Annotated in this window: 11 protein-coding genes; 10 read left to right on the forward strand and 1 reads right to left on the reverse strand. The window is 65.8% G+C overall.

Annotated elements, in window-relative coordinates; translation table 11 throughout:
* Positions 1 to 121 precede the first annotated feature (121 nt).
* The 3 genes from ACEN9T_RS04725 to ACEN9T_RS04735 are packed head-to-tail and all read left to right on the forward strand — an operon-like array spanning position 122 to position 4237.
* Positions 122 to 1537, forward strand: a complete 1416-nt coding sequence (locus tag ACEN9T_RS04725; protein ID WP_413706580.1) for a VOC family protein — start codon at positions 122 to 124, stop codon at positions 1535 to 1537.
* Entirely contained in the window at positions 1534 to 2784 is a 1251-nt protein-coding gene (locus ACEN9T_RS04730) for a PLP-dependent aminotransferase family protein (RefSeq protein ID WP_413706581.1), read from the forward strand. Before ACEN9T_RS04725 ends, ACEN9T_RS04730 begins: the two co-directional genes overlap by 4 nt.
* 37 nt (positions 2785 to 2821) lie before the next feature.
* Positions 2822 to 4237 carry an FAD-binding oxidoreductase gene (locus ACEN9T_RS04735; protein WP_413705644.1) on the forward strand — a complete coding sequence of 472 codons (1416 nt, stop codon included), beginning with the start codon at positions 2822 to 2824 and terminating at the stop codon, positions 4235 to 4237.
* Positions 4238 to 4250: 13 nt separating this feature from the next.
* Here ACEN9T_RS04735 and ACEN9T_RS04740 read toward each other — a convergent pair whose 3' ends face one another.
* Positions 4251 to 5093 (reverse strand): IclR family transcriptional regulator, encoded by an 843-nt coding sequence (locus tag ACEN9T_RS04740; protein WP_092971013.1) that lies wholly within the window; start codon positions 5091 to 5093, stop codon positions 4251 to 4253.
* A gap of 187 nt (positions 5094 to 5280) precedes the next feature.
* Between ACEN9T_RS04740 and ACEN9T_RS04745 the strand changes: the two genes are divergently transcribed.
* From ACEN9T_RS04745 to ACEN9T_RS04775, 7 genes are read left to right on the forward strand one after another with little or no spacing between them, the layout of a single operon-like run.
* Complete coding sequence (locus ACEN9T_RS04745) at positions 5281 to 6345, forward strand: ABC transporter ATP-binding protein (RefSeq protein ID WP_092971012.1); 1065 nt, start codon at positions 5281 to 5283, stop codon at positions 6343 to 6345.
* Positions 6342 to 7199: an ABC transporter permease gene (locus tag ACEN9T_RS04750; RefSeq protein ID WP_092971011.1), complete on the forward strand. Its 858-nt coding sequence runs from the start codon at positions 6342 to 6344 to the stop codon at positions 7197 to 7199. The genes ACEN9T_RS04745 and ACEN9T_RS04750 overlap by 4 nt, the downstream gene beginning before the upstream one ends.
* 10 nt (positions 7200 to 7209) lie before the next feature.
* Positions 7210 to 8004 carry an ABC transporter permease gene (locus ACEN9T_RS04755; protein ID WP_092971010.1) on the forward strand — a complete coding sequence of 265 codons (795 nt, stop codon included), beginning with the start codon at positions 7210 to 7212 and terminating at the stop codon, positions 8002 to 8004.
* Between the two features lie 13 nt (positions 8005 to 8017).
* Positions 8018 to 8344, forward strand: coding sequence for a (2Fe-2S)-binding protein (locus ACEN9T_RS04760; RefSeq protein WP_092971009.1), 327 nt, complete (start codon positions 8018 to 8020; stop codon positions 8342 to 8344).
* Entirely contained in the window at positions 8344 to 9774 is a 1431-nt protein-coding gene (locus ACEN9T_RS04765) for an FAD-dependent oxidoreductase (protein WP_413705645.1), read from the forward strand. Before ACEN9T_RS04760 ends, ACEN9T_RS04765 begins: the two co-directional genes overlap by 1 nt.
* Complete coding sequence (locus ACEN9T_RS04770; protein ID WP_413705646.1) at positions 9767 to 10900, forward strand: NAD(P)/FAD-dependent oxidoreductase; 1134 nt, start codon at positions 9767 to 9769, stop codon at positions 10898 to 10900. Before ACEN9T_RS04765 ends, ACEN9T_RS04770 begins: the two co-directional genes overlap by 8 nt.
* A 26-nt stretch (positions 10901 to 10926) precedes the next feature.
* A complete protein-coding gene (locus ACEN9T_RS04775; RefSeq protein ID WP_092971344.1) occupies positions 10927 to 11991 on the forward strand; it encodes an ABC transporter substrate-binding protein in 1065 nt (354 codons plus the stop codon).
* Positions 11992 to 11997: the final 6 nt, after the last annotated feature.

Here is an 11997-nt window from a genome sequence, read left to right on the forward strand (position 1 = left end):
TGTGCGGTGCAGAAGTCGCTCAGTCATTCTAGTTTGGAATGACCTAGGGCCGGATTATCGTTTGACCGGCGTTCCTTGGCCAACCTAGCATGGCCTCGTCCCTGCCAAACCCCATTCAGTCATGAGCGCTACGCATCAACCCTCGGCGTCGAACTTCATCCACGCCAACGAAATCCGCTCCCGCTTTTCGCGCGCCATGTCCGCCATGTACCGCGAAGAAGTGCCCCAATACGGCACTCTGGTCGAGCTGGTATCCGACATCAACGCTCGCACGCTGGACGCCGACCCCGCCCTGCACGCGCAGATGGCGCTGTCGGGCGAGCTGGAGCGGCTGGACGTCGAGCGCCACGGCGCCATCCGCGTCGGCACGGCAGCCGAGCTGGCGACGCTGCGCCGGCTGTTTGCCGTCATGGGCATGGAGCCGGTGGGTTACTACGATCTGTCGGTGGCTGGCGTGCCCGTGCATTCGACGGCGTTTCGCCCGGTGGGCGATGCCGCGTTGCTGGCCAATCCGTTTCGCGTGTTCACCTCGCTGTTGCGGCTTGAACTGATTGCCGACGCCGCCCTGCGCGACAAGGCCGCTGCCATCCTGGCGCGCCGGCAGATCTTTACGCCGCGCGTACTGGAATTGATTGCCCAATGCGAGGCCGACGGCGGCTTGGCCGACGCAGATGCCGACGCGTTCGTACGCGAGGCGCTGGAGACCTTCCGCTGGCACAGCACCGCCACGGTCGATGCCGAGACGTATCGTGCGCTGCAAGCCGCTCACCGTCTTGTGGCCGACGTGGTGTGCTTCCGCGGCCCCCACATCAATCACCTGACGCCGCGCACGCTCGACATCGACGCCGCGCAGGCCGCCATGCCCGCACGCGGCATGGACGCCAAGGATGTGGTGGAAGGTCCGCCGCGCCGGCGCTGCCCCATCCTGCTGCGTCAGACGAGCTTCAAGGCGCTGCAAGAAGCGGTGCGCTTTACCGACGACGCCGGCGCCCACACGGCGCGCTTTGGCGAAATCGAGCAGCGCGGCGTGGCGCTCACGCGCAAAGGCCGCGCGCTGTACGACCAACTGCTGGCCGAGGTGCGCAGCATGGGCAGTGCCGGCAGCGCAGCGCCCAACTACGGAAGTCAGCTGGCCCAGGCGTTCCGCGCCTTTCCGGATACTCATGAGGCATTGCGAGCGCAAGAGTTGGCGTTCTATCGCTACAGCCTCACGCCGTCAGGCCATGCCCACGCCGACACCGACACCGCAACGGCGGCCGATGCATCGTTAGAGGAACTTCTGACCAAGGGCTGGGTGCAAGCCGATCCCATCACGTATGAAGATTTCTTGCCGGTGAGCGCGGCGGGCATCTTCCAGTCCAACCTGGGCGGCGAGGAGCAGAAGCAGTATCAAGCCAACGCCGCACAGCAAGTGTTTGAGGCTGCGCTGGGCGCACGCGTGCATGACGAAATCGCGTTGTACGAGGCGGCGCAGCAGCGCTCGATCGATCAGGTGCGCGCCGTGCTGCGCGGCACGCCTGTGGTGGATGCCGCATGACCGGCCTGCACACACCAGCCGCCATGCCGGGCTTTGCCGCCCCGTTTGCGAACCCCGCCGGCTCACCCATCCGCGAACTGTTTCCGTACCTCAGCCAGCCGGGGATGATCTCGCTGGCGGGCGGGTATCCGTCGCCCAGTCTGTTCGATGCCGAAGGGCTGGCGCACGCCGCCGCCCAGGCCATGACGGGCGATGCGCAGGCCTTGCAGTACGGCGCGACTGAAGGGCTGCCCGTCCTTCGCACGGCGCTTGCCGCGCTGATGGGCGCACGGGGCATCCAGGCCAGCGCCGAGCAGATGATGGTGACCACGGGCTCGCAGCAAGCGTTTGACCTGCTGGTGCGTGCGTTGATCGAGCCGGGGGATACGGTGCTGGTGGAAGTGCCCGCCTACCCTGCCACGCTGCAAGCCTTGCGCCTGGCACAGGCCCGCATCGTGCCCGTGCCGATGGACGAACACGGCCTGCAAACCGATGCGCTGGCCGACCTGCTGCACCGGTTGCCTGCCACGCAGCGCCCCAAGCTGCTCTACACCGTGCCGAACTTTTCCAACCCGCGCGGCACGCTGCTGGCTGCCCAGCGGCGCGAAGCCCTGGTGCAGTTGGCCTGCACCCACGGCTTCTGGGTGGTGGAAGACGATCCGTACGGCGAGCTGCGCTTTGATGCGCCGGAGGGCAACCCCGCTGCCATGCCAGCAACCCTGCGTGCGGAGGGCGACCGGTTGGCCGCAGGCGGCACGAACCCGGTGGTGTATCTCTCCAGTCTGTCCAAGACCGTCGCTCCCGCGCTGCGGATCGGCTGGATGCTGGCCGACAGCAGCCTGCTGCGCCGGTGCGCCATTGCCAAACAGACGGTGGATCTGTGCACGTCTCCGCTGGCGCAGATGGTAGCGGCGCGCTATCTGGAAAGCGGCCGCTATCCGGCCACGGTGCAGCGCGCGCGCATCGAGTATCAACGGCGCATGCAGGCCCTGGTGCAAGGCATCGCCACGCGGCTGGATGGCCGTGTGCAGTGCGCGGCGCCGGCAGGCGGCATGTTTGTCTGGGCAACGTTCGCACAGTCGATCGACCCGCAAGCGCTCTTTGATGCCGCTGTGTCGCAGCAGGTGCTCTATGTGCCGGGCAAGGCGTTCTACCCGGACAACGCGCAACTCAACACGATGCGCCTGTCGTTTGCCGCGCCCGAGGTGCCGCAGATCGAACAGGCCGTGCAGCGGCTGGCCGCAGCCGTGGCGCTGGCCATGCATTGACGTTTCCTCAAATAGAGACAACCTTCATCGCATTGCCATGACACCCGACAACCTGATTCCGGCCTTGCGCGACATCGTTGGGCCCGCCAATGTTTTAACCGGCGACGACTGCGCCGAATACGAATCCGATTGGCGCCAGCGCGTGCGCGGCAAGGCGCTGTGCGTGGTGCGGCCCGGCTGCACGGCCGAAGTGGCTGCGGTCGTGCGCGCGTGTGCGCAAGCTGGTGCGTCCATCGTGCCGCAGGGTGGCAATACGGGCCTGGTGGAAGGCTCGGTGCCCGATGCCAGCGGCAAGCAGATCATCGTGAGCCTGCGCCGCATGCAGACCGTGCGCGCCATCGACGCCGCCAACATGACGATGACAGTGGACGCCGGTTGCGTCCTCCAGTCGTTGCAGGACGTGGCAAGCGAGGCGGGCATGCTGTTCCCGTTGAGCCTGGGCGCGGAAGGCAGTTGCACGATCGGCGGCAACCTGGCGACCAACGCGGGCGGCACGCAAGTGCTGCGCTATGGCAATGCGCGCGAGCTGTGCTTGGGGCTGGAAGTCGTCCTGGCCGACGGGCAAATCTGGGAGAGCCTGCAAGGCCTGCGCAAGGACAACACCGGCTATGACCTGCGCAATCTGTTCATCGGCAGCGAGGGCACGCTGGGCATCATCACGGCAGCCACGCTGCGGCTGCATCCGCAACCTGCCGCGCAATTGACAGCGTGGGCCGCCGTGCCTTCGCTGCAAGCCGCCACGGCGTTGCTGGCCTTGTCGCACCGGCATCTGTCTGCCGCACTCACCGGCTTTGAAGTGATGAGCCAGGAAGGGCTGAAGCTGGTCGACACGCACTATCCGCATCTGCGCGTGCCGATGTGGCGCGACACGATGTGGTGCGTCTTGCTGGAAGCCTCCGACAGTGAGTCAGAGGCGCACGCCCGGGCGCAGTTTGAACACCTTCTGGAAACCGCGATGGAAGACGGCATCGTGACCGACGCGATCATCGCCGAGAACATCCGGCAGGCGCACGAGCTGTGGCACATCCGCGAAAGCATCACCCTGGCCCAGGCCGCCGAAGGGCCCAACATCAAACACGATGTCTCGGTGCCGATCTCGCGCATCCCCGAGTTCGTGGCGCAGACCGATGCACAACTGCAGGCGCTCGCGCCCGGGCTGCGGCTCATCAACTTCGGGCACCTGGGCGACGGCAACCTGCACTACAACGTACAGCCGCCGGCCGGGGCGGACGCTGCGGCGTTCGTTGCCGCGCACGAGGCCGCGATTGGCGATGCGGTGTACCAGTCCGTCCACCGCTTTGGCGGCTCTATCTCGGCCGAGCACGGCATCGGCGCGCTCAAGCGCGATCACCTTCCGCATTACAAGGCGCCGATCGCCCTGCAATTGATGCGAACCATCAAGCAGGCGCTCGACCCACAATGCCTGCTGAACCCGGGGCGCGTGCTCGCATGATCGCCCGGTCAGATCAGATGGCGCGATAGGTATCGCTCACGGCCATCGACTGCATCGGACGACGCAGCGTCGGATCAAACGGATTGATCTGCGTGGTCAGCCGATTGGCCTCGCGCAGCAGCATGTCGTAGACGATGGGCAGGCGCTCGGCGCTCAGGCGGTTGGCGAGCGTCCCCACGGAAAGCGCGGCGACGACATTGCCATTGCGATCGAACACCGGCACGGCAATGCCGGCCATGCCTTCAAGCAGCCCGTCCGTCTTGGCGCTGTAGCCGCGCTCGCGTGCCTTTCTGACCTCGGAGCGCAGATAGACCTCGTCGTACACGCTGTAGTGCCGGATGCGCGGCAGGTTGTAGCGCAGCACCTCCTCCTGCTCGGCATCGGGCAGGTGCGCCAGGATCACCAGCGCGCCCTGGCCCACACCGAGTTCGATCCGCCCGCCCACATCGCCGGTGAAGGTGCGAATCGGGTATTGCCCCTCTACGCGATCCAGGCACACCGCATCGAAGCCCGAGCGAACCAGCAGCAACACCGTGTCGCCCAGGCTTGCATTCAGCCGCAGCAGGGCCGGCCGGGCGACGGAGCGCAAGTCGTTCACCGCGCCCGCCTGGGCCGCCAGGCAGAAAAGATCCAGGCTCAGGCGGTACAGCTTGTTCTGCTGATCCTGCTCGACCATGCCCTCCTGCGTCAGGCCCTGCAGCAGGCGGTGCGTGGTGGCGGGGGTCATTCCCAGGGTCTTGGCCAGGTAGGTGACGCGCACACCTTGGTGCTGCTGCTCCGCCATGGTGCGCAGGATCTGGAAGGTGCGGTGCATGGCGCTGCGCTGATGCGCGTCGTCTTCGGAATCGACAGACATAAAGCTGGAATGGACTGAATTTGGTGGATCGATTGTATTCCGATGAACGGAATAAATACGAGAAAAATTCCAACTACAGCGTATACACCTAGGCGAAATCGATGTTTTGGCACACCTGTTGCAATAGCATATTCATATTGTTCAATTGGAAGAATCTGGCGACGCCCCCAATCGCAAAGGATCACCGATGAGTTTTCTGCGCCTGAACCATGTCTCCAAGCAGTACGGCGACCTCCGGGTCGTCCAGGACTTCAACCTGAACGTGCACAAGGGCGAATTCGTCTCGCTGCTGGGCCCGTCGGGCTGCGGCAAGACGACGACGCTGCAGATGATTGCGGGCTTCGCAGAGGTGACCGAGGGCTCGATCGAGCTGGACGGCAAGGACATCACCCGTGCGAAAGCCAACGCGCGCGGCCTGGGCATCGTGTTCCAGACCTACGCGCTGTTTCCGCACATGACGGTGCGCGAGAACGTGGAGTTCGGGCTGGAGATGCGCAAGTGCCCGGCAGCGGAACGCCGCGAGCGCGCCCTGCAGACGCTGGCGCTCGTGCATCTGGACAAACATATCGACCGCTACCCGCGCGAGCTGTCGGGCGGCCAGCGCCAGCGCGTGGCCCTGGCACGCGCGCTGGTCATCAGACCGCCGGTGCTGCTGCTGGACGAGCCGCTGTCGAACCTGGACGCCAAGCTGCGCGAAGAGATGCAGTTCGAGCTGCGTGAAATCCAGCGCAAGGTCGGCACGACCACCATCATGGTCACGCACGACCAGGCGGAAGCCATGTCGATCAGCGATCGCGTCGTCGTCATGGAAGCGGGCCGCATCACGCAGGTGGATACGCCGCTGGCGGTGTATGAGCATCCGCGCAATGCGTTCATCTCCACCTTTGTCGGCAAGGCCAACCTGCTGCATGCGGCCGTGGTGTCCGGTGCCGATGGCGAACGCCGCGCAACGGTCGGCGCCGTGCAACTGGCACTGCCGCCTGGCACGCCCGCGGCCAGCAAGGTCGTGCTGGCGCTGCGCCCCGAAAAAATGACGTGCAACACCGACGGCACCGGCCGCTGCGAAGGCCGCGTGACCGAACGCTTCTTCCTCGGCAACCAGTGGATGTACACCGTCGACACGCCGCTGGGCGCGATGCTGGTCTCTGCCGTGAACGATGGCGACGCCCCGCGCGAAGTGGGTCAGACCGTCGGCGTGGATTGGGAAGACCGCTATGTGCGCGTGATCGGCACCGAGGGGACCGCAGCATGAGCCGCAGACCGATCTGGGTGCCGTGGAGCATGACCGGCCCGGCGCTGGCGCTCTTCGGCGTGATGCTGTTCGTGCCGCTCGCGCTGAGCGTGATGCTGTCGTTCAACGCATTCGACGCCGACAAAGGACCGATTGCGGGCACCTTCACGTTTGCGCACTACCTGCACGTGGTGCAAGACCCGTACTACTACGAAATCTTCTGGCGCACGCTGCGCGTCTCGGCGCTCGTGACGCTGATCTGCATCCTGATCGGCGCGCCCGAGGCCTACATCCTGAGCCGGATGCGCAAGCCGTGGCGCTCGATTTTCCTGCTCATCATCCTGGCGCCACTGCTGATCTCGGTCGTGGTGCGCGCATTCGGCTGGAGCATGCTGCTCGGGCCCGAAGGCCTGATCAACGCCGCGTTCAAGGCGGTCGGCATCGGCCCGGTCAAGCTGCTCTACAACGAGACGGCCGTCGTGATTGCGCTAGTGCACGTGATGCTGCCGTTCATGGTGATTCCGGTGTGGACATCACTGCAAAAGCTCGACCCGTGGGTGGAAAACGCCGCGCTGTCGCTGTCCGCATCGCACTTCACCACGTTGCGCCGCGTGGTGCTGCCGCAGGTCATGCCGGGCATTCTGTCGGGCAGCCTGATCGTGTTCGGCCTGGCGGCCAGCTCATTCGCCATTCCGGGCCTGCTGGGCGGGCGCCGCGTGAAGATGGTCGCCACACTCATCTACGACGAATACCTGAACGAACTGAACTGGCCGCTGGGTGCAGCCATCGCGCTGATTCTGCTGGCGGCCAACCTCGTCATCATGCTGGGCTGGAACCGCATGATCGAAGGCCGCTACAAGAAAACGTTGGGCTGAAGGAGCGCACATGCAAAAGAACGGACCGCTCGCGCTCATCTTCAACGCGCTCGTCATCACCTTCATGCTGGCACCGCTCGTGATCGTGTGCATCGTCGCCTTCACGCCCGAAGAAACACTCACGCTGCCCACCAGTCATTTCTCGCTGCGCTGGTTCGACCAGGTGCTGCATCACCCCGACTTCGTGCAATCGTTCTGGAACAGCCTCTGGCTGGGCCTGGCGGCGGCCACGCTGTCGACCGCACTGGCGGTGCCTGCCGCCATGGCCATCGTGCGCTATCGCGCGCCGGGGCTGCAGTATCTGCAAGGCGTGTTTCTCTCGCCGCTGATCATTCCGCACCTTGTGCTGGGCGTGGCATTGCTGCGCATGTTCTCGCTGGTGGGCGGGCAAGGCAGCTTCGGCTGGCTGATCTTCGCGCACGCGCTGATCGTCACGCCATACACGATGCGGCTGGTGATGGCGGCGCTGGTCGGCTTTGACCACTCGGTCGAGCACGCCGCCTATTCGCTGGGTGCGAGCAGCTTCACGGTGTTCCGGCGCATGACGCTGCCGATGATCCTGCCGGGCATCACGGGCGGCTGGCTGCTGGCCTTCATCAACAGCTTTGATGAACTGACGATGTCGATCTTCGTGGTGTCGCCCGCCACCGTCACGCTGCCGGTGCGCATGTACATGTACGCCACGGAATCGCTCGACCCGATGATGGCCGCCGTGTCGGCGCTGATCGTCTTCCTCACGCTCGCGCTGATGCTGCTGCTGGACAAGGTCTACGGCCTGGACCGGATTCTGATCGGCAAGCATTGAGACAAAGATCACGATGAATGCTCCTGCAAACCGCTCTGCCCGCGCGCAACTCCAGCGCCTCAAAGAGCGCAATCGCCCCACGGTGGCCTTTGTGCTGGATGGCCAGCCCGCTGAAGCCCTCGCCGGGGACACCATCCTGACGGCCGTGCTCACACACACGCGCCAGCTGCGCATCAATGAATTCAGCCAGCAGCCGCGCGCCGGCTTCTGCCTGATGGGCGCATGCCAGGACTGCTGGGTACGTCTGGCCGACGGCAAATCGCTGCGTGCCTGCCAGACCATGATCGAACCCGGCATGCACATCTGCACGCAACCGGCCGGCAACGAGGGAGCCGCGTGATGACGCAACCCGCCCCCACACTGCAGCGGCAGTCGCAAGAGGATCTGCAGCCCGTCATCATCGGTGCCGGGCCGGCAGGTGTGCGTGCGGCGCAGACGCTGCTGGCGCACGGCCTCAAACCCATCGTGCTGGATGAAGCGCCGCGCGCCGGCGGCCAGATCTATCGCCGCCAGCCGGACGGCTTTGCCCGGAGCGCCGCAGATCTGTATGGCACCGAAGCCGAACGTGCGCAGGCCGTACACGCCACCTTCGACCGCCTCCAACCCCAGATCGATTACCACCCGCAGACCCTGGTCTGGAATGCCCAGCCTGATCTGCTCGACCTGCTGCATATGCCGACGCGCGCGGTCAGCAGCCTGCCGTGGCGCGATGTGATCGTCGCCACCGGCGCCACAGACCGTGTGCTGCCGATCCCGGGTTGGACACTGCCGGGCGTCTATACGCTGGGCGGCGCGCAAGTCGCACTCAAATACCAGGGCTGCGCGATTGGCGATGCCGTGGTGTTTGCTGGCACCGGCCCGCTGCTGTATCTGGTGGCCTGCCAGTACGCGAAGGCCGGCGCAAACGTCGTGGCGGTGCTCGACACTGCCCCGGCCACCGCGCGCTACAAGGCGGCGCCGGCAATGTTGGGCCAGCCTGCCGTCATGGCCAAGGGCATGGCGCTGGTGGGCTGGCTCAAGCTGCACGGCATTCCCATGCATCACGGCGTGCGACTGCTTCGCGCCGAAGGCGACGCGGCGGTCGAACAACTCGTCTGGCAAGACAGCGCCGGCCGCGAACAACGCACGGCTTGCTCCGCGGTGGGTATGGGCTACGCGCTGCGGCCCGAAACACAACTCGCCGATCTGCTGGGCTGCGCGTTCGAGTTTTCTGCGCTGCACCGTTGCCATGTACCGCGCATCGATGCGATGCGGCGCAGCTCCGTCGCGGGCGTCTATCTGGCGGGCGATGGCGCGGGCATCACGGGTGCCGACGCAGCCGAGTACTCCGGCGAACTGGCCGCGCTCGCCCTGTTGCAGGATCGGCAAATCACCGTCGATGCCGATCGCTTGGCCGCGCTGCGCCGGCGCCTGCGGAAGATCGAGCAGTTCCGCCACGCGCTGGAAGTCGCCTTCCCCTTTCCCGACGACTGGGCCGCGCACGCCAGCGACGACTTGGTCGTGTGCCGCTGCGAAAACGTCACAGCGGGCACCCTGCGCCAGACGGCGGTCGAATGCGGCGTGCATGAACTGAATCGGCTCAAGGCGCTGTGCCGGGTCGGCATGGGCCGCTGCCAGGGTCGGATGTGCGGCGCAGCGGCAGCGGAAATCCTGGCGCACGCGCAGTCCGTTCCGCTGGCACAGGTGGGCCGATTGCGCGGGCAGGCACCGATCAAGCCGCTGCCGCTGGATGTGACCGAGGTGATCGAACCGGAGGGCCACCATGCGTGAGCAGCTTGCATGCGACGTGGCCATCATCGGCGGGGGCATCATGGGCAGCGCCACCGCGCTGTTCCTGCGACGGCGCGGGCTGGCCGTCACGTTGCTCGAGCGTGACCTCTGTGGATCGCGCTCCAGCGGCGTCAACTTTGGCGGTGTGCGCCGCCAGGGGCGCTCCATTGAGCAATTGCCGCTGGCCCAGCGTTCGCACCAGATCTGGGGGCGTCTGACCGAGCTGATCGGCACCGAGGCCGAGTACGAGCGCAGCGGGCACTTCAAGATCGCCCGTAGCGTGGCCGACATGGAATCCCTGGCCAGCTATGCGGCCCGAAGCGAGGGCTACGGCCTTGGGTTGCAGCTCATCGACGGCCGGGCTGCACTGCAAAAGGTCTTTCCGATGGGCGGCGACCAGGTCGTCGGCGGCTCGCTGTGCCCGGAAGACGGACAGGCCAACCCGCGCCTGCTGTCGCCCGCATTTGCGCACGCGGCGCAGGCGGCAGGCGCTGATGTGCGCGAGCACGCGCCAGTGCAATCGGTCGAGCACGATGGCGCGCGCTTCGTCGTCCATGCCCGGCAGCATGACCGCGATCTGGAAGTCAAAGCCTCCGCGCTGGTCAACTGCGCCGGGGCCTGGGCGGCCCAGTTTGCGGCGCAATGGGGCGAACCCGTACCGATGTTCACCATCCCGCCCACCATGGGCGTGACCGAGCCGCTGCCATTCTTCCTGCCCTGGAGCCTGGGCGTGGAAGGCGGCGGCATTTACTGCCGCCAGGTTCGGCGCGGCAATGTGGTGTTCGGCGGCGGGCGCGGCTACGTGCTGGACGACCAGCGCGCACGCTCTTCGCACGTGGCGATCCTGCGCCAGTTGCCGCAACTGGCGGCGCTGCTGCCGCAACTCACAGGCGCCCACATCATCCGCACCTGGAGTGGCACGGAAGGCAACCTGCCAGACGACCAGCCCGTGATTGGCCCCAGTGCCCGCCGTCCCGGCCTGTTCCACGCCTTTGGCTTTGCCGGTGCCGGCTTCCAGCTCGGCCCCGGCGTGGGCGATGTCATGGCCGAGCTGATTGCCGAAGGCCGCACCACCACGCCGATCGAGCCCTTTTCCATCCAACGCTTTCTGCCACCGGCAGCTTGATGCACTTGATGCCCCAGGAGATCACCATGCTTGTGAAACACGCGAAAACATCGTTCACGTCCGTCATTGCTGCGGCTGCCGGTATGGCGCTGCTCGCCGCGGGCGCCGCCCACGCCGACACCAAGACGCTGTACATCGGCATGAACGGCGGCAACATGGAACGCACCTACACGCAGTTCGTGTTCCCGCCGTTCGAGAAAGCCAACAACGTCAAGGTCGTCGTCGTGCCCGGCACCTCCACCGACATCCTCGCCAAGGCCCAGGCGACCAAGGGCAAGGCACAGATGCACGTGATGACGCTGGACGACGGTGTCATGTTCCGCGCCATCGGCATGGGGCTGTGCGAAAAACTCAAGCCATCGGCCAATCTGGCGGCTGTGCCCGCCATTGCGCACCTCAAGGGTGACTACGCGGTCGGCTTGTCGATGGGCCTGACGGGCCTCGCCTACAGCACCAAGATCTTTGCCGACAAGGGCTGGACGCCGCCCACCTCGTGGGGTGATCTGGCGGACCCGAAATACAAGGGCAAGGTGGTCGTGCAATCCATGCCGGCTTCGTCGTTCGGGCTGGATGCCTTCCTGATGTTCAACCGGCTCAAGGGCGGCACGGAAAAGAACGTCGACCCGGCCTTCAAGGCATGGCCCACCACCATCGGCCCGAACGTGGTCGAGTACATCCCCAACTCGTCGAAGGTGGTGGAGATGATGCAGGCCGGCGATGCGGCGCTGTTCCCGTACACGCTCACGCAGGTGGAGCTGATGAAGTCCAAGGGCATCCCGATGGAATTCGTCGCACCTAAGGAAGGCGCCGTCGTTCTGCTCACCGCGCAGTGCGTGCTGGCCAACAATCCGGATGCCGAGCTGGCGCAGAAGCTGGCGGACTACCTGATCAGCCCCGAGGCGCAGGCACTCGCCATGGAAAACGGCTCCTACAATCCAGTCAACCCCAAGGCGCCGCTCAAGGGCAAGGCGGCGGAAGAGCAAAACAAGATGAACACCATCCTGAAGACGGCCGTTGCGCTGGACTGGGATGTGATCAACGCCGAGCGCCCCGAGTGGAGCAAGCGCTGGAACCGCATCGTCGAGCGTTGAGCGTTA

The sequence above is a fragment of the Ralstonia sp. Ralssp110 genome (assembly GCF_047325135.1).
GTDB classification, from domain to species: Bacteria; Pseudomonadota; Gammaproteobacteria; order Burkholderiales; family Burkholderiaceae; genus Ralstonia; species Ralstonia mojiangensis.